The 22929-nt window shown below is 72.6% G+C and carries 22 protein-coding genes; 19 read left to right on the top strand and 3 right to left on the bottom strand.

The genetic code is table 11. The features are described 5' to 3' along the window. The first annotated feature begins 6 nt into the window (after nt 1-6). The 12 genes from ACFY61_RS02850 (at nt 7) to ACFY61_RS02795 (ending at nt 10005) form a co-directional block, all read left to right on the top strand. Entirely contained in the window at nt 7-1017 is a 1011-nt protein-coding gene (locus ACFY61_RS02850; RefSeq protein ID WP_389466110.1) for a sugar ABC transporter substrate-binding protein, read from the top strand. After that, entirely contained in the window at nt 1014-2054 is a 1041-nt protein-coding gene (locus ACFY61_RS02845; protein ID WP_389466108.1) for an ABC transporter permease, read from the top strand. Before ACFY61_RS02850 ends, ACFY61_RS02845 begins: the two co-directional genes overlap by 4 nt. Beyond that, a complete protein-coding gene (locus tag ACFY61_RS02840; protein WP_389466106.1) occupies nt 2051-2908 on the top strand; it encodes an ATP-binding cassette domain-containing protein in 858 nt (285 codons plus the stop codon). Before ACFY61_RS02845 ends, ACFY61_RS02840 begins: the two co-directional genes overlap by 4 nt. 6 nt (nt 2909-2914) lie before the next feature. Further along, entirely contained in the window at nt 2915-4078 is a 1164-nt protein-coding gene (locus ACFY61_RS02835) for an ROK family glucokinase (RefSeq protein ID WP_389466104.1), read from the top strand. Then, a complete protein-coding gene (locus tag ACFY61_RS02830) occupies nt 4075-4662 on the top strand; it encodes a hypothetical protein (RefSeq protein WP_389466101.1) in 588 nt (195 codons plus the stop codon). Before ACFY61_RS02835 ends, ACFY61_RS02830 begins: the two co-directional genes overlap by 4 nt. 42 nt (nt 4663-4704) lie before the next feature. Beyond that, on the top strand, nt 4705-5346 hold the full coding sequence (locus ACFY61_RS02825) for an MBL fold metallo-hydrolase (protein ID WP_389466099.1): 642 nt from the start codon (nt 4705-4707) through the stop codon (nt 5344-5346). Nucleotides 5347-5431: 85 nt separating this feature from the next. Next, the gene (locus tag ACFY61_RS02820; protein WP_389466096.1) at nt 5432-6211 is read left to right on the top strand and encodes an exodeoxyribonuclease III; all 780 of its coding nucleotides are present in this window, start codon (nt 5432-5434) and stop codon (nt 6209-6211) included. A 16-nt stretch (nt 6212-6227) separates the two neighbouring features. Further along, nucleotides 6228-6668 (top strand): DUF6278 family protein, encoded by a 441-nt coding sequence (locus ACFY61_RS02815; RefSeq protein WP_389466094.1) that lies wholly within the window; start codon nt 6228-6230, stop codon nt 6666-6668. Nucleotides 6669-6789: 121 nt separating this feature from the next. Further along, nucleotides 6790-7533, top strand: coding sequence for an amino acid ABC transporter ATP-binding protein (locus ACFY61_RS02810; protein ID WP_389466091.1), 744 nt, complete (start codon nt 6790-6792; stop codon nt 7531-7533). Between the two features lie 11 nt (nt 7534-7544). Beyond that, entirely contained in the window at nt 7545-8468 is a 924-nt protein-coding gene (locus ACFY61_RS02805; protein WP_389466089.1) for a glutamate ABC transporter substrate-binding protein, read from the top strand. Nucleotides 8469-8482: 14 nt separating this feature from the next. Beyond that, nucleotides 8483-9127: an amino acid ABC transporter permease gene (locus ACFY61_RS02800; protein WP_389466086.1), complete on the top strand. Its 645-nt coding sequence runs from the start codon at nt 8483-8485 to the stop codon at nt 9125-9127. Then, on the top strand, nt 9124-10005 hold the full coding sequence (locus tag ACFY61_RS02795; RefSeq protein WP_389466083.1) for an amino acid ABC transporter permease: 882 nt from the start codon (nt 9124-9126) through the stop codon (nt 10003-10005). Before ACFY61_RS02800 ends, ACFY61_RS02795 begins: the two co-directional genes overlap by 4 nt. A 35-nt stretch (nt 10006-10040) precedes the next feature. Here ACFY61_RS02795 and ACFY61_RS02790 read toward each other — a convergent pair whose 3' ends face one another. Then, nucleotides 10041-11642 (bottom strand): CocE/NonD family hydrolase, encoded by a 1602-nt coding sequence (locus tag ACFY61_RS02790; protein WP_389466080.1) that lies wholly within the window; start codon nt 11640-11642, stop codon nt 10041-10043. 140 nt (nt 11643-11782) lie between these two features. Beyond that, nucleotides 11783-12994 (bottom strand): Ig-like domain-containing protein, encoded by a 1212-nt coding sequence (locus ACFY61_RS02785; RefSeq protein ID WP_389466077.1) that lies wholly within the window; start codon nt 12992-12994, stop codon nt 11783-11785. Between the two features lie 282 nt (nt 12995-13276). Between ACFY61_RS02785 and ACFY61_RS02780 the strand changes: the two genes are divergently transcribed. The 6 genes from ACFY61_RS02780 to ACFY61_RS02755 are packed head-to-tail and all read left to right on the top strand — an operon-like array spanning nt 13277 to nt 20283. Continuing rightward, nucleotides 13277-14386, top strand: a complete 1110-nt coding sequence (locus ACFY61_RS02780; protein ID WP_389466986.1) for a lipid II:glycine glycyltransferase FemX — start codon at nt 13277-13279, stop codon at nt 14384-14386. Then, entirely contained in the window at nt 14311-16125 is a 1815-nt protein-coding gene (gene murJ, locus ACFY61_RS02775) for a murein biosynthesis integral membrane protein MurJ (protein ID WP_389466074.1), read from the top strand. The genes ACFY61_RS02780 and murJ overlap by 76 nt, the downstream gene beginning before the upstream one ends. A 40-nt stretch (nt 16126-16165) precedes the next feature. Further along, nucleotides 16166-16846 carry a response regulator gene (locus ACFY61_RS02770; RefSeq protein WP_389466071.1) on the top strand — a complete coding sequence of 227 codons (681 nt, stop codon included), beginning with the start codon at nt 16166-16168 and terminating at the stop codon, nt 16844-16846. A 34-nt stretch (nt 16847-16880) separates the two neighbouring features. Further along, the gene (locus ACFY61_RS02765) at nt 16881-18326 is read left to right on the top strand and encodes an ATP-binding protein (protein ID WP_389466069.1); all 1446 of its coding nucleotides are present in this window, start codon (nt 16881-16883) and stop codon (nt 18324-18326) included. After that, nucleotides 18323-18904: a hypothetical protein gene (locus tag ACFY61_RS02760; protein WP_389466067.1), complete on the top strand. Its 582-nt coding sequence runs from the start codon at nt 18323-18325 to the stop codon at nt 18902-18904. The genes ACFY61_RS02765 and ACFY61_RS02760 overlap by 4 nt, the downstream gene beginning before the upstream one ends. Before the next feature lie 44 nt (nt 18905-18948). Further along, nucleotides 18949-20283 carry a cytochrome P450 gene (locus ACFY61_RS02755; protein ID WP_389466065.1) on the top strand — a complete coding sequence of 445 codons (1335 nt, stop codon included), beginning with the start codon at nt 18949-18951 and terminating at the stop codon, nt 20281-20283. Here the strand turns inward: ACFY61_RS02755 and ACFY61_RS02750 are convergent. Continuing rightward, nucleotides 20243-20968, bottom strand: a complete 726-nt coding sequence (locus ACFY61_RS02750) for a hypothetical protein (RefSeq protein ID WP_389466064.1) — start codon at nt 20966-20968, stop codon at nt 20243-20245. The two genes, ACFY61_RS02755 and ACFY61_RS02750, sit on opposite strands and share 41 nt — an antisense overlap. Nucleotides 20969-21069: 101 nt before the next feature. On the opposite strand from ACFY61_RS02750, the gene ggt reads away from it, so the two are divergent. Then, nucleotides 21070-22878, top strand: a complete 1809-nt coding sequence (gene ggt, locus ACFY61_RS02745) for a gamma-glutamyltransferase (RefSeq protein WP_389466061.1) — start codon at nt 21070-21072, stop codon at nt 22876-22878. Nucleotides 22879-22929 lie beyond the last annotated feature (51 nt).

Here is a 22929-nt window from a genome sequence, read left to right as displayed (position 1 = left end):
GCAGACGTGACCAGGGTTCGGACAGGGGTGCGCGTCACGGGCGCCGTGCTCGCGGCGGTACTGGCGGCCTCCCTGGCAGGCTGCAGCAGCACCGGCGGCAAGCGCGCCGAGGAACGGGCCAGGGCCGCGGCCGAGGGCAGGCCGGCCGTCTCCACCCCGCGCTGGACCTTCGCGATGATCACCCACGCGGGAGACGGCGACACCTTCTGGGACATCGTCCAGAAGGGCGCCAAGGAGGCCGCGGCCAAGGACAACATCGACTTCGTCTACGCCCACGACGACCAGGCGCAGACGCAGGCCCAGTACGTGCAGAACGCCATCGACCAGAAGGTCGACGGGATCATCGTCAGCCTGGCCAAGCCCGAAGCCCTCAAGGACGTCCTCGGCAAGGCCGTGAAGGCCGGCATCCCGGTGGTCACCGTGAACTCGGGCTCCGCCCAGTCCAAGGAGTACGGGGCCCTCACCCACATCGGGCAGGACGAGGAGATCGCCGGCGAGGCCGTCGGCACCGAGCTCGGCCGGCGCGACCGCAGGAAGGCCGTCTGCGTCCTCCACGAACAGGGCAACGTCGGCCACGAGCAGCGCTGCGCCGGAGCGAAGAAGACCTTCCCCGGCACCATGGAGAACCTGTACGTGGAGGGCACCAACATGCCCTCCGTCCAGGCGGCCCTCCAGGCCAAGCTCCAGGCGGAACCGGACCTCGACGCCGTCCTCACCCTCGGTGCCCCGTTCGCGGCGACCGCGGTCAAGGCCAGGGAGGCGGCCGGGAGCAAGGCCGAGGTCGCCACCTTCGACCTCAACGAGGCCGTCGCCCGCGGCCTGAAGTCCGGCGAGCTCGGCTTCGCCGTGGACCAGCAGCCGTACCTCCAGGGCTACGAGGCGGTCGACCTGCTGTGGCTGTACCGCTACAACGCCAACACCCTCGGCGGCGGCCGCCCGGTCCTCACCGGCCCGCAGATCGTCACCAAGGACGAGGCGGCCCGGCTGGAGGAGTTCATCAAGAGGGTGACGCGATGAGCACCGCCGCCCCCGCCCCGGCCGACGAGCGCCTCGTCCCGGTCACCCTGGTCCGGCGGCTGCTCGGACGCCCCGAGCTCGGCGCGGTCGTCGGTGCCGCCGCCGTGTTCGTGTTCTTCTCCTTCGCCGCCGACACCTTCCTCCAGGCGTCCAGCCTCAGCACGATCCTCTACTCGGCCTCCACCATCGGGATCATGGCCGTGCCGGTGGCCCTGCTGATGATCGGCGGCGAGTTCGACCTGTCCGCCGGCGTGCTGGTCACCACCTCGGCGCTGGTCAGCTCGATGTTCAGCTACCAGATGACCGCCAACGTCTGGGTCGGCGTCGCCGTGTCCCTGCTGGTCACCCTCGCCGTCGGCTTCTTCAACGGCTTCATGCTGACCCGGACGAAGCTGCCCAGCTTCATCATCACGCTGGGCACCTTCCTCATGCTGACCGGCCTGAACCTCGGCTTCACCAAGCTGATCAGCGGCTCGGTGTCCACCAGGACCATCGCCGACATGGAGGGCTTCCCCTCCGCCCGGGCCCTCTTCGCCTCCCAGTGGAACGTCGGCGGCGTCACCCTCAAGGTCACCATCCTGTGGTGGCTGGCCCTGGTCGCCGTCGCCACCTGGATCCTGCTGCGCACCCGGGCCGGCAACTGGATCTTCGCGGTGGGCGGCGGGGCGGACGCGGCCCGCGCGGTCGGCGTGCCCGTGGTCAGGACCCGGATCGGGCTCTACATGGGCGTGGCCCTGTGCGCCTGGATCTCCGGCCAGCACATCCTCTTCTCCTTCGACGTGGTCCAGTCGGGAGAGGGCGTCGGCAACGAGTTCCTCTACATCATCGCGGCCGTCATCGGCGGCTGTCTGATGACCGGCGGCTACGGCTCCGCCGTCGGCTCGGCCGTCGGCGCGTTCATCTTCGGCATGACCAGCAACGGCATCGTGTACGCCCAGTGGAACCCGGACTGGTTCAAGTTCTTCCTCGGCGCGATGCTGCTGCTGGCCACCCTGCTCAACGCGTGGGTGCGCAAGCGGGCGGAGGCACGGGCATGACCGCGCTGGTGGAGCTGACCGGGGTCAGCAAGTACTACGGCAACGTCCGGGCCCTCGAAGGGGTCTCCCTGACGGTCTCGGCCGGCGAGATCACCTGCGTCCTCGGCGACAACGGCGCCGGCAAGTCCACCCTCATCAAGATCATCGCGGGTCTGCACCAGCACGACGCGGGCACCTTCGAGATCGACGGCGAGGAGGCCGTCCTGGCCAACCCCCGCGCCGCCCTCGACCGCGGCATCGCCACCGTCTACCAGGACCTCGCCGTCGTCCCCCTGATGCCGGTCTGGCGGAACTTCTTCCTCGGCTCCGAGCCGACCCGCGGCCGCGGCCCGTTCCGCCGCCTGGACGTGGACCTGATGCGCCGGACCACCCGCGCCGAGCTGCTCCGCATGGGCATCGACCTGCGCGACGTCGACCAGCCCATCGGTACCCTGTCCGGCGGCGAGCGGCAGTGCGTGGCCATCGCCCGCGCCGTGTACTTCGGGGCCAAGGTCCTCGTCCTGGACGAGCCCACCGCCGCACTCGGCGTCAAGCAGTCCGGCGTGGTCCTCAAGTACGTGGCCGCCGCCCGCGACGCCGGCCTCGGCGTGGTCCTCATCACGCACAACCCGCACCACGCGCACCTCGTCGGCGACCGCTTCGTCCTGCTCAAACGCGGCGCCATGGCGGGGTCCCACACCCGGAGCTCCATCACGCTGGACGAGCTCACCCGGCAGATGGCGGGCGGGTCCGAGCTCGACGAGCTGAGCCACGAGCTGGCCCGGGTGGCAGAATCGACGGATACCGACGGGACCGCCGCCGGCCGCGCCACCGACCACCGGGCCGACCACAGGACCGACCACAGGGACGAGTAGCACTCGATGAGCACGTACCGGGACTTCACGCTCGCCCACCGCAGGGCGGCCCGGGGCACCGTCCTGCGGACCGCCGGGGCCCGCGAGCGCCGCTCCCACCTGACCGCCCCGCGCGTGCCGACCGTCGGCATCGACATCGGCGGCACCAAGGTAATGGCCGGTGTCGTCGACGCCGACGGCAACATCCTGGAGAAGATCCGCACCGAGACCCCCGACAAGTCCAAGAGCCCCAAGGTCGTCGAGGACACCATCACCGAGCTGGTCCTGGACCTGTCCGACCGGCACGACGTGCACGCCGTGGGCATCGGCGCGGCCGGCTGGGTCGACGCGAACCGCTCCCGGGTGCTGTTCGCCCCGCACCTGGCCTGGCGGGACGAGCCGCTCCGCGACGCCCTCCAGTCCCGGCTCGCCGTCCCCGTCATGGTCGACAACGACGCCAACACCGCCGCCTGGGCGGAATGGCGGTTCGGCGCCGGACGCGGCGAGGACCACCTCGTCATGATCACCCTCGGGACCGGGATCGGCGGCGCCATCCTGGAGGACGGCCAGGTCAAGCGCGGCAAGTACGGCGTGGCCGGCGAGTTCGGGCACATGCAGGTGGTGCCCGGCGGGCACCGCTGCCCGTGCGGCAACCGCGGCTGCTGGGAGCAGTACAGCTCCGGCAACGCCCTGGTCCGCGAGGCCCGCGAGCTGGCCGCGGCGGACTCCCCGGTCGCGTACGGCCTGATCGCCCGGGTCGGCGGGAACGTCCCGGAGATCACCGGGCCGCTCATCACCGAGCTCGCCCGCGAGGGCGACGCCATGTGCGTGGAGCTGCTCCAGGACATCGGGCAGTGGCTGGGCGTCGGCATCGCCAACCTGGCCGCCGCCCTCGACCCCTCCTGCTTCGTCATCGGCGGTGGCGTGAGCGCCGCCGACGACCTGCTGATCGGTCCGGCCAGGGAGGCGTTCCGGCGCCACCTGACCGGCCGCGGCTACCGCCCCGAGGCCCGGATCGCCAAGGCCCAGCTCGGCCCGGAGGCCGGCATGGTCGGCGCCGCCGACCTGGCCCGCCTGGTGGCCCGCCGCTTCCGCAGGGCCAAGCGCCGCCGGGTCGAACGCTACGAGCGCTACGAACGCTACACGGGCCGGCGCACCGCCCCCGGGCCCGAGGAACAGGAACCGCAGTGAACCCGCCCCCCACCCTGCCCCGCCCGGCCCAGGCCCCCGACGGCGGCGCCGCGGCGCCCGCCGAGGACCGCAGGCACGTGGTGCGGCGGCGCTGGCTGACCGCGGTCATCATCGTGCTGCTGATCGGCATCCCGGCCGGCTACCTCGCCGTCTCAGCCGAGCAGAGCCGGGAGAGCGGCCGCGACAAGGCGGCCAAGGCCGCCGCGACCCAGGTCAGGCCGGGCTGGCCCTCCCGGGTGCAGCGCAGCATCTACGAGGTGCCCGTCCCCGACTGGTCGACCGGCGTCGGCTTCTACGAGACCAACAACTGGCGCACCAGCCGGCTGTACGTGCAGTTCACCACCAACCCCGTGGACCTCGACGGCTTCCTGAAGGCCGTCGGCACCAGCCGGGACGCCCTCACCCCGGGCGTCTCCATCGGCGAGCGCGACGCCGAGGTGGCCGGCTGGAGCTGGTCGCCCGAGCACCGGTGGTTCGGCACCACCCACGACCAACAGGACCCGCGCCCCACCCAGGACATCACGGTGGACCTCACCGACCCGGAGAAACCCAGGGTCTACGTGGTCTCCACCGCCACCCCCTAGGACCGGGGCGGGGAGACCCCGGGGGGACCTAGGGTGGGGATCATGAAGCTCACCAAGAAGCTGCACTCCTGCGTGCAGCTGGAGAAGGACGGGCGCGTCCTCGTCATCGACCCGGGCGCCTTCAGCGAGGCCGACGCCGGACTCGGGGCCGACGCCCTGCTGGTCACCCACGAGCACCCCGACCACTTCGACGAGGGCCGGCTGCGGGCCGCCCTCGACGCCAACCCCGCCGCCGCGCTGTGGACCCTGCGCAGCGTCGCGGACCGGCTGGCCGCGGCCTACCCGGGCCGGGTGCACACCGTCGGCCACGGCGACGCCTTCACCGCGGCCGGGTTCGAGGTGCAGGTGCACGGCGAACTCCACGCCGTGATCCACCCGGACGTGCCGCGGGTCACCAACGTGGGCTACCTGGTCGAGGGGTCCCTCTTCCACCCCGGGGACGCGCTGACCGTGCCCGGCGTACCGGTGGACACGCTGATGCTGCCCGTGCACGCCCCATGGAACAAGATCGCCGAGGTGATCGACTACGTGCGCGAGGTCAAGCCGCGTGAGGCGATCGACATCCACGACGCCTACCTCGCCGACATCGCCCGGCCCGTCTACGACACCGCCCTGGCGAACCTGGGCGGCGCCCCGCACACCCGGATGGCCGCGGGCCAGAGCTCCGAGCTCCGGCCGCACTAGCCGCGTTCCGCGGAACGCCGCAGAACAGCACGGCCCCCGCCCGGCCGGGGGCCGGCTGTCGGTGCCGGGAGGTACGTTGGACGGCATGCGTATCGCCACGTTCAACGTCAACTCGATCACCGCCCGGCTGCCCCGGCTGCTCGCCTGGCTGGAGTCCTCCGGCACCGACGTGCTCTGCGTCCAGGAGACGAAGTGCACGGCGGAGCAGTTCCCCTTCGACGCGCTGCGCGAGGCGGGCTACGAGGCGGCGGCCAACTGCACCGGCCGGTGGAACGGCGTCGCGCTGCTCTCCCGGGTCGGCCTGGAGGACGTGGTCACGGGCCTGCCCGGCGGCCCGGACTACGAGGGCGTCACCGAGCCCCGCGCGATCTCCGCGACCTGCGGCGGAGTGCGGCTGTGGTCGGTGTACGTGCCCAACGGCCGCGAGGTCGCGCACGACCACTACGGCTACAAGCTCGACTGGTTCCGCGCCCTGCGCGACGCCGTCGCCGAGGACGCGGCCGGTCCCCGCCCGTTCGCGGTGCTGGGCGACTTCAACGTGGCGCCGACCGACGAGGACGTCTTCGACCCGGCCGTCTTCGAGGGCCTCACCCACGTCACGCCGGCCGAGCGGGCCGCCCTGGAGGCCCTGCGCGCCGCCGGGCTGTCCGACGTGGTCCCGCGCCCGCTCAAGTACGACCGCCCGTACACGTACTGGGACTACCGCCAGCTGGCCTTCCCCAAGAACCGCGGCATGCGCATCGACCTGGTCTACGGCAACGAGCCGTTCGCCGGGGCCGTCAAGGACGCCTACGTGGACCGCGAGGAGCGCAAGGGCAAGGGGGCCTCGGACCACGCGCCGGTCGTTGTCGATCTCGACGTCTGATGCGACGCTTGAGGGTATGAACATCCCCTTCCTGGACAACTGGCTGAATCGGCACGAGACCGGACAGGGGGCGGCGCTCGCCACGGTCCTCGCGGACGACCCGGAGGGCGTCGCGGAGATGTTCGCGGAGTGCGAGATGCTGCGCGTCCAGGCGAGAGCGGACGGGCTGGAGCTCGACGAGAGCCCCGCCTCCCTGGAGGCCCTGGACCAGCTGATGCCGCGCTGGCGCCGGGACCCGGAGGCCACCCCCTGGCTGGGCAACGACGCGGGCTTCTACCTGGGCACGGTCATCATCCGTACCGTGCCCGGGGCCTGCTGGCAGGTGCGGCCCAGCGGGCAGCCGGTGATCCGGCTGGCCTCCGGGCGGGAGCTGAACGTGGTGGAGGCCGGGGTGTCCTGGGCCATGACCGGTTCCCCCGAGCTCTGCCAGGCCCATGCGGAGGCCTCGGAGGCCTGACCCGGGGGTCCGCGCCCGGACCCATGTTCTTTATGCCGCTTTTAGGCGTGTCGAGGTGAAGTGCCCTCCCCGGGTGGATAGTTTGCGCTGACCTCGACACAGCCGAAATGTGGGGCAGCGCATGGCCGTCGATCCGCTGATCGAACTGCGGGACGTCAACAAGTACTACGGGGAGCTGCACGTCCTCAAAGACATCGACCTCACCGTCGGGCGCGGGGAGGTGGTGGTGGTCATCGGCCCCTCCGGTTCCGGCAAGTCCACCCTGTGCCGCACCATCAACCGCCTGGAGACCATCGAGTCGGGCACGATCGCCCTCGACGGCCGTCCGCTCCCCGACGAGGGCAAGGAACTCGCGGCGCTCCGCGCCGAGGTCGGCATGGTGTTCCAGTCCTTCAACCTCTTCGCGCACAAGACCGTCCTGGCCAACGTCTCGCTGGCCCAGATCAAGGTCCGCAAGCGCGGAAGGGAGGAGGCGGACAAGCGCTCCCGCGAACTCCTCGCCCGGGTCGGCCTCGCCGACCAGGCGGAGAAGTTCCCCGCGCAGCTCTCCGGCGGCCAGCAGCAGCGCGTGGCCATCGCCCGCGCCCTGGCCATGGACCCGAAGGCGCTGCTCTTCGACGAGCCGACCTCCGCCCTCGACCCCGAGATGATCAACGAGGTGCTGGAGGTCATGCAGCAGCTCGCCCGGGAGGGCATGACCATGGTGGTGGTCACGCACGAGATGGGCTTCGCCCGCTCCGCCGCCAACCGGGTCGTGTTCATGGACGACGGCAGGATCGTCGAGGACCGCGCCCCCGAGGAGTTCTTCACCGCGCCGGAGAGCGAACGGGCCCGGGACTTCCTCTCCAAGATCCTCAAGCACTGAGGGGCCGGCCGATGCGCACCAGTCCACGCCGCCCCGCCGCCCTCGTCCTGCTGCTGGCGCTCTGCGCCGCCGCCGTCACCGGCTGCGGCAGGTCCGGCAGCCCCCCGGTCAAGGGCCCGCAGCCCGAGGACCTGCCGGAGTACCGGGTGGCGACCGGTTTCACCCTTCCCGGCTCCCGCACCTGGGAGCGGGCCAAGCGGCGCGGCCGCCTGGTCATCGGCGTCAAGGAGGACCAGCCGTACCTGGGGGAGAAGGACCCCGCGACCGGCCGGTACGCGGGGTTCGACATCGAGATCGCCAAGATGCTCGCGGCCTCCCTCGGCTTCGACCCCGACAAGCAGATCGAGTTCCGCACCGTCGCCTCCGCCAACCGCGAGACGGCCCTGCAGAACGGCCAGATCGACTACTACGTCGGCACCTACACCATCAACGACAACCGCAAGAAGCAGGTCGGGTTCGCCGGCCCCTACTACCTGGCCGGCCAGTCCCTGCTGGTACGCCGGGACGAGGACGACATCAAGGGGCCCGGGGACCTGAAGGGCAAGCGGGTCTGCTCGGCGTCCGGCTCCACCCCTTACCAGCGCCTCCAGCGGGAGTACCCGGAAGCGGTGCTGGTCGCCTACGACACCTACAGCGTCTGCGTGGACAACCTGCTCACCTACCAGGTCGACGCCGTCTCCACCGACGACTCCATCCTCCTCGGCTACGCCGCGAAGGTCCCCGAGGAGCTCAAGGTGGTGGGCGAGCCGTTCTCCGAGGAGCCGTACGGAGTGGGCGTGCCCCGCAACGACAACGCCCTCCGCTTCGCGCTCGACGACGCCCTCGCCGAGCACGAGAAGAACGGGGACTGGAAGAAGGCCTACGACGCCACGCTCGGCCTGTCCGGAAACCCGGCCCCGCAGCCACCCGCCATCGACCGCTACCCGGCGAACTGAGGAGCCGCACCCGCATGGACGTCCTCACCGAGAACTTCGCCGTCTACGGCGAGGGGTTCCTCGGCACCGTCGAACTGACCGTCTACTCCTCCCTGCTGGCCCTGGTGCTCGGCTTCGTCATGGCCTCCTTCCGGGTCGCCCCGGTCGGCTCCTTCCGGGTGTTCGGCACGGTCTGGGTGACCGTGCTCCGCAACACCCCGCTGACCCTGCTGTTCTTCGCCGTCATGCTCGGCCTGCCCCGCTTCGGCCTGGTGCTCCCCTTCGAGGTGTTCGCCGTGCTCGCCCTGGGCTGCTACACCTCCGCCTTCATCTGCGAGGTGCTGCGCTCCGGCATCAACACCGTGCCCAAGGGGCAGGGCGAGGCCGCGCGCTCGCTGGGGATGTCCTTCCGGCAGACACTCGGCGGCGTGGTCCTCCCGCAGGCCTTCCGGTCGGTGATCCCGCCCATCGGTTCCACCCTGATCGCCCTGGCCAAGAACTCGGCGATCGCCGGCGCCTTCAGCGTCACCGAGCTGCTGGGCACCTACAAGACGCTCAACGAGCTGGGCTACAGCATCATCTGGACGTTCGTCTGGATCGCCGTGGGCTACCTGATCATCACCCTGTCCATCAGCGCGCTCTTCAACGTGCTGGAGAAGCGCTGGGGAGTGGCCCGATGACCGCACACGCCCTGCGCGGGGACACGCAGTCCACCGCCCTCTACGACGTCCCCGGGCCCCGCGCCCGCCGCAGGCACCTCCTCTACGGGGTCCTGTCGACCGTCGTCATCCTGGCGCTGGCCGGCTGGATCCTCTACCTGCTGTTCGACACCGGGCAGTTCACCTCCGCCAGGTGGAGCCCGTTCGCCTACGAGGGCATCCAGGAGCTGCTGCTGCGGGGGCTGGGGAACACCCTGAAGGCCTTCGTGTACGCCTCGGTGCTCTCGCTGCTGCTGGGCGCGGTGCTGGCCACCGGCCGGCTGTCGGTGCACCGGCCGCTGCGCTGGCTGGCCACGCTGTGCGTGGAGTTCTTCCGGGCCATGCCGGTGCTGGTGATGATCTTCTTCATCTTCGTGGCGCTGAAGGTGCAGCCGCTGCCCGCGCTGGTGGCGGGTCTGACCCTCTACAACGGCTCGGTCCTGGCGGAGGTGTTCCGTACGGGTGTCAACGCGGTGGAGCGCGGCCAGGGGGAGGCGGCGTACGCGCTGGGCATGCGCAAGACGCAGGTGATGACGTACGTGCTGGCCCCACAGGCGGTGCGGGCGATGCTGCCGGCCATCATCAGCCAGCTGGTGGTGGCGCTGAAGGACACCTCGCTGGGCTTCCTGATCACCTACGAGGAGTTCCTGCACGCGGGGAAGCTGATCGCCTCGAACCTCGACTACGACCTCCCGTTCATCCCGGTCGTACTGGTGATCTCGCCGATCTACATCGGCATGTGCATGTTGCTGTCCTGGTTCGCCACCTGGGTGGCCAGGCGCGAGCGGCGCAGCCCGAAGACCGAGGCGGTGGACGTCGCCCCGGCCGGGCCGGGCGTGCTGCCGCCGGGGCAGGGCTGACCGGGAGCCAGCCCCGCCCCGGCGGCAGCCGGAGATCACTGTTCGCGCACGGGGACCGAGACGTACGAGGGGTCGGTCCGCGGCGAGGAGAAGGTCAGCTGCGCGCCGGTGGGGTTGTGCTCGATGTACAGCGGGTCGACGGTGTCGACGACCAGGGCGAGGCGGTGGCCGGCGGGCACGTCGTAGGCGGTGGAGAACAGCTCCAGGTCGACGGTGAAGGGCTGTCCCGGGGTCCTGCCGTGGAAGGTGTGCGGGGCGTTGGAGACCAGCTTGCCGACGCCGAGCGGGCCGACGTCGTAGAGGTAGGCGACGAAGGTGCCGTCGCCCTTGGTCGGGGTGACGGTGGTGTGCACCCTGACCGTGCCGCGGACGCGTCGGGGCGTGTCGTACCGCTCGGACCGCCAGACGGCGGCGAAGGTCCGGGGCAGCAGCGGGACGGAGACGGTCGGCGGGACCTTCAGGAACTGGTCCAGGGCGTTGGAGAGCAGCACGATGCCGCCGTTGGCGCCGGAGTCCACGCCTGCGAACAGGTGCTCGGAGTCGGCGAGCGGGATCCGTTCGGTGCCGGCCGCGCCGACGGACTTCCAGTCGGGGTAGCCCTCGTACCCGTGGTCACTGCGGGACTTCAGCTGGACCGGCTGTTCGCGGTCGATGCCGTTGTCGGTGCCCTTGAGGTGGCGGTCGAACCAGCGGTGTGCGCTGGTCCAGGTGTCGTTGGGCAGGCCGAACAGGCCGGTGCCCTCGGCGGTGGCGTGGTCGCCGGGCCGGAACTCCAGGCGCTTGGGGCCGGTCAGCCGCTCGTAGAACGCGGCGTACTGGTTGGGCGGGAAGAGGGTGTCGCCCCAGGCGTTGCCGAGGAAGACCGCGGTGCCGTTGGCGTTGAGCCGGTCCACGTGCTCGGCGGGGGAGCGCTTCTTCCCCCACTCGATCATCTGCTGTTCCCGGTCCAGCCGGGAGCCGAGGAAGTCGCCGAGGACCTGCCGGAGTTCGGGGCCGGGGCGGCCGGTGAGGTAGCCGGCGGCGCCGAGCATGGCGGCGGCCTGGAGGTGCTGGGTCCGGCCGGAGTAGATGGAGTCGATCAGGTCGGCCCAGCCGCTCATGGCCACCACGGCCTTGACCCTGGGGTCGTGGGCGGAGGCGAGCAGGCTGATCCCGGCGCCGTAGGAGACCCCGCCGAGCCCGATCCGGGCGGGGTCCGCGGGGGTGTGGGCCAGGGCCCAGTCGATGACGGCGGAGACGTCGGCGACGTCCGGCGGGCCGGCCACCTCGATCTCGCCGCCGGAGAGCCAGAAGCCGCGGGAGGTGTAGCTGACCACGACGTAACCGGAGTCGGCCAGCTTGCGGGCCTGGACGACGTATTCGATCTGCGGCATGCCCCAGCTGGTGGGGAGCACGATCAGCGGGTACCTGCGGCCGGACTCGGTGCCGGCTGGGGTGAAGACGTTTCCCTTGAGGGTGATGCCGCCGGAGCCGGGGATGTCGTGGAAGCGGATCTCGCTCCCGTCGGCGGCAGCGGTGGTGGTGGTGCTGGCGGTGGCGGCGGTGGGGGCAGCCGCCCGGGCCTGGTGGGGGGCCAGGCCCAGGGCGGTCGCGGCCAGCAGGGCCGCCACGGTCGCGGCGGTGGTGGTGCGTGCCATCGGTCGCTCCTCGTGTGCGCCGGGTCGTCAAAGTGACCCGACGGTAACCGAGGGGCTTACCGGAGGTAACCCACCGGTAAGTTACGTGGCGGTAACGATTGACTCGAAGTCAGCAACGGGGCGGGCGCGACCGCCCCTGCTCAGCCGTTCTGCGTGGCGCCGCCGGCCAGCGCGCTCTTCGCCTTCCACTGCTCCCAGCTCAGGTTCCACTCGGTGTACCCGTTGCCGAGCTTGGCGTCGCCCTTCGAGCCGCTGCCGCTCACCTCGACCACGTCGCCGATCTGGGCCATCGAGAACAGCGCCGCCGCGTTGGCGTCGCTCATCCCGACGCAGCCCGAGCTGGCGTTGGCCCGGCCGAAGTTGCCGGCGTTCCACGGGGCGGCGTGGATGTACATCCCGGACCAGGTCACGCGCATCGAGTAGTCGACCATCTTGTCGTAGGCGTCGCCCAGGCCCACCGTCTCGGAGTTCATGTTGATGGTGCCCTCCTTCGACATGAGGGCCATCTTCCCGGACCAGGAGGCCTTCTGGCCGCCGGGGGTGCCGGCGGAGACCGGGATGGTCTTCACCGTCGCGCCGTCCTCGGTCACCGTCATCTTCTTGGTGTCGAGGTCCACCAGGAGCCGCCGGTCCTTGCCGATCCTGAACTCGGTGTTGTAGTCGCGGACGAAGTAGCCGCCGCCCTGACCGGAGTCCACGCCGTTGAGGTCCATCTGCACCTTCACGTCGGTGCCGGACTTCCAGTACTCCCTGGGTCGCCAGTCCACCCGGTCCTTGCCGGAGTAGTCCGTCATCCAGCCCCAGGACCCCTCGGTGTTGTTCGAGGTCGTCACCTTCAGGTGCTTCTCCACCTCGGCCTTGTTCTTCACCGGGTTGTCGAACACCAGCGACACCGGCTGGGCCACGCCCACCGTGGAGTTCTTGCCCGGGAAGATCGAGACCTTGTTCACCTTGTCCGCCGCGCCGGTCTTGAACCGGGTGCCCGCGCTCTGGCTGTCGGTGTTCTTCGCCTCGACCTTGTACTCCGCGCCCGGCGAGGCGTTGCGCTCGGAGGTCCAGGTCTTCCCGTCCTGCGCTATCTGCCCGACGAGCTCCCCGCCCTTGCCGTCGGTCACCTTCACCTCGGCCAGCTTGCCCTCGGCGATGGTCACCTTGACCGGCTCGCCGGCCTTGACCTCCTGGCCCGTCAGGTTCACCGATATCGCCATCGGGGCCTTCGGCTTCATCTGCGCGTCACCCGATCCGTCGCCCGATCCACCGGACCCACCCGAGCAGGCGGTCAGCGCGGCGGCGGCCAGCAGGGCGGTGCCCGCGACGGCGGCGTGGCGTGCGGTACGGCGTGTGCGGCTCAACGGAAACCCCTCCGACGATAAGACTGCGTCCGCAAGAGAAGAGCGAACGCAGCGACTCTAGGTTGCAGATACCGAGCGAAATCTCGTCAGAACCCGTTGTGACGTCCACCGCAGCAGAACGGTCATCGTCCGGTCACAAACGCCGCTCACACCGGTCACCGACGGCTGTGAGAGTCCTGGACATCCCCGCCCGGAGCCACGGAAAGGCCGTCAGCCGTGTGTGCACTGCTCGTGAACCCTCCCACCACCGCCCCGCGCGGGACCGCCCGGCCCGAACTCCAGGTGCGCGCCCTCTCCCACGCCGAGTACCTGGGCTTCCTCGACCGCCACCGGCGGGCGAGCTTCCTCCAGTACCCGTCCTGGGCCGGGGTCAAGGAACAGTGGCGCTCCGAGACGGTCGGCTGGCACACGCCCGACGGCCGGATATCCGGCGGAGCCCTCATCCTCTACCGCCAACTCCCCGGCACCCGTAAGTACTTCGCCTACCTCCCCGAAGGACCGGTCGCCGACTGGGCCGACCCGGACATCGACCACTGGCTCACCCCCCTCATGCGCCACCTGCGCGCCGCCGGGGCCTTCGCCGTGCGCATCGGCCCCGCCCCCGCCTACCGCCGCTGGGACGCCGCGGCCGCCAAGGCCGGCGCCGGTCCCGGCGCCCGGGTGTCCGACGTCCTGGCCACCGAGGTCGACCCGCTCGGCACGGCCGTCGCCGACCGGCTGCGCACCCGCGGCTGGAAGCGCTGCGGCGGCGAGGAGGACGGCGACGCCCAGCCCCGCCACGTCTTCCGCGTCCCGCTGCGCGGCCGCACCCTCGACGACGTGTGGTCCGGGCTCAACCAGGAATGGCGCCGCAACGTGCGCAAGGCCACCAAGGCCGGCGTGGAGACCGTCCTGGGCACCGCCGAGGACCTCCCCGAGTTCTACCGCCTGCTCGACATCACCGAGCAGCGGGACGGCTTCCGCCTCGGCCGCTCCCTGGCGTACTACGAGCGGCAGTACCACGTCCTGAACGCCGAATCCCCCGGCCGCATGCGGCTCTACCTGGCCCGCCACGAGGGCGAGGTGCTCGCCGCGCACACCATGGTGGTGGCCGGGAGCCGGGTCTGGTACCAGACCGGCGCCTCCGCCGACCACCGCCGCGAGGTCCGCCCCAGCAACGCCCTGCAGTGGCGCATGATGTGCGACGCACACGCCCTGGGCGCGGAGGAGTACGACATGCGCGGGGTACCCTCCACCCTCGACCCCTCCGACCGCTCCTTCGGGCTGCTGCGCTGGAAGCTCGGCACCGGCGGGCAGGTCGTCGAAACCCTCGGAGAATGGGAGACCCCGATGGACGGATACGCCAACACGGCGCTCTACAAGGCCTTCCAGGCCTACCTGGCCCGCCGGTGAGCCAGAGCACCACCGGCCCCACCGGCACCACCGGGACCGCGCCCGCGGCCTCCGCCCCACAGCCCGCCCCGCAGCCGGCGCCCGCCCCGCAGCCGGCGCCCGCCGCGACCGCGCCCGGCGGGGCCCGCGGCTCCTCCGTGCTGCGCAGCGGCGCCCTCATGGCCGCCGGCTCCGTCGTCTCCCGCGCCACCGGCTTCGTCCGCTCCGCCGTCGTCGTCGCCGCCCTGGGCACCGGGCTGCTCGGCGACGGCTACGCCGTCGCCAACACCGTCCCCAACATCCTCTACATGCTCCTCATAGGCGGCGCGCTCAACGCCGTCTTCGTGCCCGAGCTGGTCCGCGCCGCCCGCGAACACGCCGACGGCGGCCGCGCGTACACCGACCGGCTGCTGACCGCCTGCACCGCCGCCCTGGTGGTCCTCACCGGTCTCGCCGTGCTCGCCGCCCCGCTGATCGTCGGCGCGTACACCGACTACGACGGCGCGCAGGCGGCCACCACCACCGCCCTGGCCCGCTACTGCCTGCCGCAGATCCTCTTCTACGGCCTGTTCACCCTCCTCGGCCAGGTGCTCAACGCCCGCGGCCGGTTCGGCGCGATGATGTGGACCCCGGTCCTCAACAACATCGTCGTCATCGCCGTCTTCGGGCTGTTCCTGTACGTCTCCCACGACTCCCCGGACGGCCTGACCGCCGCCGAGACCAGCCTGCTCGGCTGGGGCACCACCGCCGGCATCCTCGTCCAGGCCGCCGCCCTGGTCCCCTCACTGCGCGCCGCCGGCTTCCGCTGGCGCCCCCGCTTCGACTGGCGCGGCAGCGGCCTCGCCCGCCCCCTGCGCAACGCCGGCTGGCTGGTCCTGCTCGTACTGACCAACCAGATCGCCTACTGGGTCGTCACCCGGCTCTCCACCACCGCAGGCCAGGACGCCGTGCTGGCCGGGGTCGCCGGCGGTGCCGGCTACACCGCCTACAGCAACGCGTACCAGCTCTGGATCGTCCCCCAGGGCATCATCACCGTCTCCCTGGTCACCGCGCTGATGCCCCGGATGAGCGCCGCGGCAGCCGACGGCGACCTCGGTGCCGTCCGCCGCGACGTCTCCTACGCCCTGCGCTCCAGCGCCGCCCTGGTCGTGCCCGCCGCCTGCCTGCTCGCCGCCCTCGCCCCCTGGGTGATGGGCAGCGTCTTCGAGTACGGGCGCACCGGCCCGGACGACGTCCTGGTGATGGCCGGCATGCTCACCGCCTTCGCGCCCGGCCTGATCGCCTTCTCCGCGCAGTACGTCCTCTCCCGCGGCTTCTACGCCCTGTCCGACACCCGCACCCCGTTCTTCCTGAACCTGGTCATCGCCGGCCTGAACGCCGCCCTCTCGGCCGCCGCCTACCTGCTGCTGCCCGCCCGCTGGGCGGTCACCGGCATGGCCGCCGCCTACGCCCTCGCGCTGGTCGCGGGCTGCGCCGTCACCGCGTACGCCCTCGCCCGCCGCCTCGGCCCGCGCAGCGGCACCCGCACCGGACGCCGCGCCACCGCCCTCGGCACCCACCTGCGGCTGCTGGCCGCGTCGGTGCCGGCGGCCCTCGCCGGCCGTGCCGCCGCCCAGGCCTGTGCCGGCCTCGGCGACCTCGTCGCGCTCGCCGCGGGAACCGCGACCCTGCTCCTGGTCGTCCTCCTCTCGGCGCGACCCCTGCGCCTCACCGAGATCACCGACCTGCTCGACTCCCTGCGCCGCCGGACCGGCCGGTAGCCGGAGGCGGGCCCCGACCAGCCCCTGTGATACTGACCCGATGCCACGCGTACTTCTGATCGAGGACGACCCCGCCGTACGGGAAGGGGTCGGCCTCGGCCTGCGCCGGCGCGGCCACGAGGTCAGCGCCGCCGAGACCGGCGAGGAGGGCCTCGCGCGGATACCGGCGTTCCGCCCCGAACTGGTGCTGCTCGACCTGATGCTGCCCGGAATCAACGGCGTACAGGTCTGCCGCCGGATACGTGAGAACAGCCAGATCCCCATCATCATGCTGACCGCCCGCGGCGACGACTTCGACATCGTCATCGGGCTGGAGGCCGGCGCCGACGACTACATCGTCAAACCGGCCCGCACCGAGGTCATCGAGGCCCGCATCAAGGCCGTGCTGCGCCGCCTCGCCGACCCCGTGGGCCGCCCGGGCGTCGAGGTCCACGGCGAACTCGCCGTCGACCGGGCCGGCCTCACCGTCGCCAGGAACGGCGAACGCGTCGCGCTCGCCCCCAGCGAACTCAAGCTGCTGCTCCACCTCTCGGCCTCCCCGGAGCAGGTCTTCAGCCGCCAGCAGCTCCTGGAGTACGTCTGGGACCACAGCTACCACGCCGACGCCCGGCTCGTGGACGCCTGCGTCCGCCGGCTGCGCCACAAGCTGGGGGACCCCGCCGGCAACCCCCGCTACATCCAGACCGTCCGCGGCTTCGGCTACCGCTTCGGACCGCTGTGACCGGCCCCGCCCCGGCCCCCGGTACGGCCGCCCGATGAGACGCTTCCGCCTGCTCGGCCTGCGCACCCGACTGATCGCCGCGTTCCTGCTGGTCGCCGCGATCAGCGCGGTCACCACCTCCGCGTTCACCTACCGCGAGGCCCGCACCGCCGTCCTGCGGCAGAGCCAGGACGTGGCCGTGGAGACCCTCCGCGACCAGGTCGAGAACCAGTCCGAAGTGATCATGCCGCTGGACGCGCAGCGGCTGCGCCGCATGGTCTCCGACATCGTCAAGCGCAGCAAGCCGCACCCCTGGTCGGTCTACGCCGAGTACGGGACGCTCCGGGCCTCCACCACCGAACGCCCCACCTCCCCGCTGATCACCGCCGAACTGCGCGCCCGGGTCACCGGCAAGACCCTCGCCGCCTTCCAGCGCGTCGAGGACGCCGACGGCACCCCGCACCTGGTCGTCGGCATGCCCGCCACCTTCCACCACACCGGCGCACGGCAGCCCACCGGCCTGGTCTTCTACCTGACCATGCCGCTGGTCTCCGAAAGCAGCACCGTGCAGCTGCTGGTCGACGCCGCCCGCAAGGGCGCCGTACCGGGACTCGCCATCGCGCTGGTGCCCGCCCTGCTGGCCGCGCGCAGCGTGCTCCGCCCGGTCCGCGACCTCCGGCGGGCCACCCAGCGCATCGGGCGCGGCCGGCTGGACACCCGTATCGAGGTGCGGGGCACCGACGAACTCGCCGGACTCGCCCGCACCTTCAACGAGACCGCCGGCGCCCTGGAGGAGTCGGTGGCCGAACTCCGGCGCGCCGAGGCACGGGCCCGCCGGTTCGCCGCCGACGTCTCCCACGAACTGCGCACCCCGCTCGCGGGCATGCTCGCCGTCACCGAGGTGCTCGACGAGGACGCCGAGCGGCTGGACGCCGACACGGCCAAGGCACTGCGCCTGATCAGCGCCGAGACCGGCAAACTCGCCGTGCTCGTCGAGGACCTGATGGAGATCTCCCGCTTCGACGCCAGGGCCGCCGAGCTCAACCTGGACGACGTGGACCTCGCCGAGGCCGTCACCAAGACCCTGCAACGCCGCCACTGGGGCCCCGACCGCGTCAGCACCGAGCTGCCCGGCGGCGTCCGGGCCCGCCTCGACTCGCGCCGCTTCGACGTCGTCCTCGCCAACCTGGTCGGCAACGCCCTCAAGCACGGCCAGGCCCCGGTCCGGCTCCGGGCCGAGACCGTCTCCGGCCCCGAGGGCCGGCTGCTGCGCGTCGAGGTCGCCGACAGCGGCCCCGGCATCGCCCCAGAGGTGCTGCCGCACATCTTCGACCGCTTCTTCAAGGCCGACGCCGCCCGTACCCGTTCGGCCGGAAGCGGCCTCGGCCTGGCCATCACCCAGGAGAACGTCCGCCTGCACGGCGGCACCGTGACCGCCGCCAACGGGCCGGCGGGCGGAGCGGTGTTCACCGTGGAGATGCCGCTGGAGGCCCCGGCATGACCCGCACGCGCCCTACCCGCCAGGCCCGCAGGACCGGCCGGGTCCGCAGGACCGGCGGGGTCCTGCTCTGCGCGCTCGCCCTGGCCGGCTGCGGCATCGAACCCACCGGCGTGATCGAGAGCGGCGCCCCCGCCTCGGTCGCCGTCGGAGACGTCAACGGCACCGCCTTCATCTACCTGGTCGACGCCGAGGGCAGGCTCGCCCCGGTCCAGCGCCAGGGGTACCCGCCGCTGTCCGCCCAGGCCCTGCTCCAGGAGCTGCTGCGCGGCCCCCTGGAGGACGAGTCCGCCGCCGGACTGCGCTCGGAACTGCCGGTCACACCCCGCGGCGCGGTCGGCCCGCCGAGCACCGTCAGCGCGACCGACGCCGAGCTGGTCGTACGGGTCCGGGTCGGCTTCCCCGTGCTCCGGCTCGGTGACCTCGCCCGACGCCAGCTGGCCTGTACCGTGGGCCGCGCCGGCCCCTCCCCGATCGCCATGGACGGCGACATCTCCGCAGTGGTCGTCACCGGCCCCGACGGCAGCCTGCCCCAGCAGCTCTGCGGCGCCGGCGGCGAAGGGCCCGGCGCCGGCGGCTGACGGCGCCCTTGCGGCCGGCGCCGCCCGCCGCCACGGTGGCGGCCATGGAACCCGCCGCCGCCCCCGCCCCGGTCCCCGACCCCGCCGCAGGCCCCGCCGTCCCCGTCCCTGACGTCTTCGACCCGCGCCTGTACGCCCGCGGCGTCCCGCACGACCGCTACCGGCTGCTGCGCACGCACCACCCCGTGGCCCGGCAGGCCGAGCCCGAGGTGCTCGGCTGGCCGGCCGGCCCCGGCTTCTGGGCGGTCACCCGGCACGCCGACGTGGTCCGCGTCCTGCGCGACCACCGCACGTACTCCTCGTACCTCGGCGCCACCCAGATCCGCGACCCCGACCCGGCGGACCTGCCCTTCATCCGCCGCACCATGCTCAACCAGGACCCTTCCCCGGGGCCACGCCGGCCCGGGGAGGCCCCCAACGACCACGGCCGGCTCCGCCGCATCGCCGCCCGCGCCTTCACCCCGCGCCGGACCGAGGCCTTCGCCGGCCGCGTCCGGGACCGTGCCCGCACCCTCCTCGCGGCCGCCCGGGACGCCGCCGAGGACGGCACCGCCGACATCGTCCGGACCGTCACCGACGAGTACGCCCTGCTCAACCTCACCGACCTGCTGGGCGTGCCGGCCGCCGACCGGGGACTGCTGCTGGACTGGACCGTACGGATCATCGGCTACCAGGACCCCGAGGACGCCCCCGAACCCGTCCTCGGCCCCGACGGCCGGCCCGTCAACCCCCGCTCGCCCGCCCTGCTCGGCGAGATGTTCGGCTACGCCCGCGAACTCGCCGCGCACAAGCGCGCGCACCCCGCCGACGACCTGATGACCGCGCTCGCCTGGGCCGGCCTCGACGGGCCCGAACTGGAGATGTTCTTCTTCCTGCTGACCGTCGCGGGCAACGACACCGTCCGCAGCGCCGCCCCCGGCGGCCTGCTCGCCCTGGCCGGCGACCCGGACGCCTACCGGCGCCTCGCCTCGGGCGCCGCGGACACCGGCCGCGCGGTCGAGGAACTCCTGCGCGTCCACCCGCCCGTGCTCAGCTTCCGCCGCACCGCAGCCCGGGACACCGTCCTCGCCGGGAGGCACGTCCGCGCGGGCGACAAGGTGGTGGTCTTCCACGCCTCCGCCAACCACGACGAACGCGTGTTCACCGACCCCGGCCGGATCGACCTCGACCGCGCCCCCAACCCGCACGTCTCCTTCGGCGACGGGCCGCACGTCTGCCTCGGCGCCCACTTCGCCCGGCTCCAGCTGCGCACCCTCTACGAGGAGTGGCGCGCCCTGATGCCCGCCCCCGAACTCGCCGCCGAGCCCCGCCGGCTGGTGTCGAACTTCATCAACGGCGTCACACGGCTGCCGCTGCGGGTGTCCGGGTCTGCCGGGTGACGTCCGCGACCAGCTCCGTCACGTCGGGGCCGTACGCGTCCGAGTTGACCACCTTCAACACCAGGCAGAACGAGTCCGCCCCGTACGTCCTGGCCAGCCGCTCGTGGTGCCGGGCCAGGTAGCGGGCGGCCGCCTGGTTGCTGACCGCCGTCTGGCCGGACAGCAGGAACACCGGCCGGCCGCCGTCACCACCGGTCAGCCGGGCCAGCAGCACGTACTCCTCCTCGCCCTTGCGCCACCGGTAGGTCTCCCCGCCCACGACGATCGCCCCGCGGTCCTCGTGCTGCTCGGTGTCGACGTTCACCCGCACCCCCGGCAGCATCGACGCCAGGTGCGCGACCGTACGGGCGTTGGAGGAGGGGCCGCCGACGCAGAACTCCGCGCGCTCGCCGAAGCCCTGGCGGGCCTCGTCGTGCGTGACGATCCGCACGTTCGCCCCGCAGTCCTTGATCAGCGCGGATATCTCCAGCAGCGCGAACGCGTCGTAGCGGTGCACGGAGGTCTCCGCGCCGCCCCGCTGCCGGTTGACCACGAACAGGCAGTCGGAGCCGCTCGGCAGCCCGAAGAACGCCTGCTTGCGCCGCAGCCTGCGCCGCCACAGGTACGTACGGGCGAACCACCCGAAACCGCCGCTGAGTGCCGCGGCCACCACCCCGAGCAGGATGTCGCGCACGTCGTCGTTCATGCGGCGGATCGTATCCGCGCCCGTGCGCTCCTGACGCGGGGGGTGCGGTGAAGTTACAGTGCCGAACCTGGCTCTGACCGGCCGTCGACTGGAGGTACGGGATGCGACGTCCCGCCGCACGTCAGTTAGCGCTCGCCGCCGCCCTCGCCGGGGCGCTCGTCTCCACCGGGGCCGCCGCGCCCCCGTCCCCCGCCGCCGGCCCCGCCACCGACCCCGCCAAGGTCCCGGTCGCGGTCGGTCACGGCGGGGCCGTCGCCAGCGTCGACGCGGACGCCTCGGCGGCCGGCATCGCCGTCCTGCGCTCCGGCGGCAACGCCGTGGACGCGGCCGTCGCGACCGCCGCCGCGCTCGGGGTGACCGAGCCGTACTCGGCCGGCATCGGGGGCGGCGGGTACTTCGTCCACTACGACGCCCGGTCGCGCCGGGTGCACACCATCGACGGCCGGGAGACCGCCCCCGCCACCGCCACCGCCGGGCTCTTCCAGGAGAACGGCCAGCCCATCCCGTTCGCGGAGGGCCAGACCAGCGGCCGGGCCGTCGGCGTGCCCGGCACCCCGGACACGTGGCGGGCCGCTCTCGACGCCTGGGGCAGCCGCCCGCTGGCGCAGCTCCTGAAGCCGGCGGAGAAGCTCGCCCGGGACGGCTTCACGGTCGACTCCACGTTCCGCGCGCAGACCGCGGCCAACGAGGCCCGGTTCCGGGACTTCCCGGCCACCCGCGAGCTGTTCCTGCCGGGCGGGGCGCTGCCGGTGGTCGGCTCCACCTTCAAGAACCCCGACCTGGCCGACACGTACGCGGAGATCGCACGCAAGGGCACCGGCGCCATGTACCGGGGGCCGATCGCCGAGGACATCGTCCGGACCGTCCGCACACCGCCCGTGGACCCGGCCGCCACCCGGAACGTCCGGCCCGGGGACCTGACGGCCGGCGACCTCCGCGGCTACCGGACCGAGTGGCAGGAACCGACCCGGGTCCGCTACCGCGGCCTGGACGTCTACAGCATGGCGCCGTCCTCCTCGGGCGGCACGACGGTCGGCGAGGCCCTGAACATCCTGGAGCGCACCGACCTCGCCGGCCTGACCGACGCCCAGTACCTGCACCGGTTCATCGAGGCCAGCCGGATCTCCTTCGCCGACCGGGGACGCTGGGTCGGCGACCCCGCCTTCGAGGACGTGCCGACCCGCGGCCTGCTCTCGCAGCGGTACGCCGACTCCCGCGCCTGCCTGATCCGGCCGGACCGGGCGCTGACCAGCCCGCTCGCCCCCGGCGACCCCCGCCACCCGGTCCCCTGCGCGAGCACCGGGCAGACCGCCCCCACCACGTACGAGGGCGAGAACACCACCCACCTGACGGTCGCGGACCGCTGGGGCAACGTCGTCTCCTACACCCTGACGATCGAGTCCACCGGCGGCAGCGGCATCACCGTCCCCGGGCGGGGCTTCCTGCTGAACAACGAGCTGACCGACTTCTCCTTCGCCCCGGCCGCGCCCGGGGTGCCCGACCCCAACCTGCCGGGGCCGGGGAAGCGGCCGCGCTCCTCCATGTCGCCCACGATCGTGCTGGAGCACGGGCGGCCCGTCCTGGCCGTGGGCTCGCCGGGCGGCGCGACCATCATCACCACGGTCCTGCAGACGCTGACGGGCCACCTCGACCGGGGGCTGCCGCTGGTGGAGGCGATCGCCGCGCCGCGGGCCAGCCAGCGGAACCAGACGACCACCGAGCTGGAACCGGGGCTGTGGGAGAGCCCGTTGCGCGCGGAGCTGGAGGCGCTGGGGCACGGCTTCCGGGCGAACCCGGAGATCGGGGCGGCGACCGGTGTGCAGCGGCTGCCGGACGGCCGCTGGCTGGCCGCCGCGGAAAAGTCCCGCCGGGGCGGCGGCTCCGCCATGGTGGTCCACCCCAGCCCCTGACCGTCGCCGTGTGGCCGCCACCGGACACCCGCCGCCGCCCGGGCCGGCTGC

Source organism: Streptomyces sp. NPDC012888, assembly GCF_042900645.1.
GTDB lineage: Bacteria > Actinomycetota > Actinomycetes > Streptomycetales > Streptomycetaceae > Streptomyces.
Note: the sequence above shows the minus strand (reverse complement) of the source record. Positions and strands in the feature narration are given on the sequence as shown.

Bases quoted from the DNA above. Each gene is read 5' to 3' on its own strand.
- ACFY61_RS02845 (WP_389466108.1), top strand. From the start codon at position 1,014: ATGAGCACCGCCGCCCCCGCCCCGGCCGACGAGCGCCTCGTCCCGGTC.
- ACFY61_RS02840 (WP_389466106.1), top strand. From the start codon at position 2,051: ATGACCGCGCTGGTGGAGCTGACCGGGGTCAGCAAGTACTACGGCAAC.
- ACFY61_RS02835 (WP_389466104.1), top strand. From the start codon at position 2,915: ATGAGCACGTACCGGGACTTCACGCTCGCCCACCGCAGGGCGGCCCGG.
- ACFY61_RS02825 (WP_389466099.1), top strand. From the start codon at position 4,705: ATGAAGCTCACCAAGAAGCTGCACTCCTGCGTGCAGCTGGAGAAGGAC.
- ACFY61_RS02820 (WP_389466096.1), top strand. From the start codon at position 5,432: ATGCGTATCGCCACGTTCAACGTCAACTCGATCACCGCCCGGCTGCCC.
- ACFY61_RS02815 (WP_389466094.1), top strand. From the start codon at position 6,228: ATGAACATCCCCTTCCTGGACAACTGGCTGAATCGGCACGAGACCGGA.
- ACFY61_RS02810 (WP_389466091.1), top strand. From the start codon at position 6,790: ATGGCCGTCGATCCGCTGATCGAACTGCGGGACGTCAACAAGTACTAC.
- ACFY61_RS02805 (WP_389466089.1), top strand. From the start codon at position 7,545: ATGCGCACCAGTCCACGCCGCCCCGCCGCCCTCGTCCTGCTGCTGGCG.
- ACFY61_RS02800 (WP_389466086.1), top strand. From the start codon at position 8,483: ATGGACGTCCTCACCGAGAACTTCGCCGTCTACGGCGAGGGGTTCCTC.
- ACFY61_RS02795 (WP_389466083.1), top strand. From the start codon at position 9,124: ATGACCGCACACGCCCTGCGCGGGGACACGCAGTCCACCGCCCTCTAC.
- ACFY61_RS02790 (WP_389466080.1), bottom strand. From the start codon at position 11,642: ATGGCACGCACCACCACCGCCGCGACCGTGGCGGCCCTGCTGGCCGCG.
- murJ (WP_389466074.1), top strand. From the start codon at position 14,311: ATGGGAGACCCCGATGGACGGATACGCCAACACGGCGCTCTACAAGGC.
- ACFY61_RS02770 (WP_389466071.1), top strand. From the start codon at position 16,166: ATGCCACGCGTACTTCTGATCGAGGACGACCCCGCCGTACGGGAAGGG.
- ACFY61_RS02765 (WP_389466069.1), top strand. From the start codon at position 16,881: ATGAGACGCTTCCGCCTGCTCGGCCTGCGCACCCGACTGATCGCCGCG.
- ACFY61_RS02760 (WP_389466067.1), top strand. From the start codon at position 18,323: ATGACCCGCACGCGCCCTACCCGCCAGGCCCGCAGGACCGGCCGGGTC.
- ACFY61_RS02755 (WP_389466065.1), top strand. From the start codon at position 18,949: ATGGAACCCGCCGCCGCCCCCGCCCCGGTCCCCGACCCCGCCGCAGGC.
- ACFY61_RS02750 (WP_389466064.1), bottom strand. From the start codon at position 20,968: ATGAACGACGACGTGCGCGACATCCTGCTCGGGGTGGTGGCCGCGGCA.
- ggt (WP_389466061.1), top strand. From the start codon at position 21,070: ATGCGACGTCCCGCCGCACGTCAGTTAGCGCTCGCCGCCGCCCTCGCC.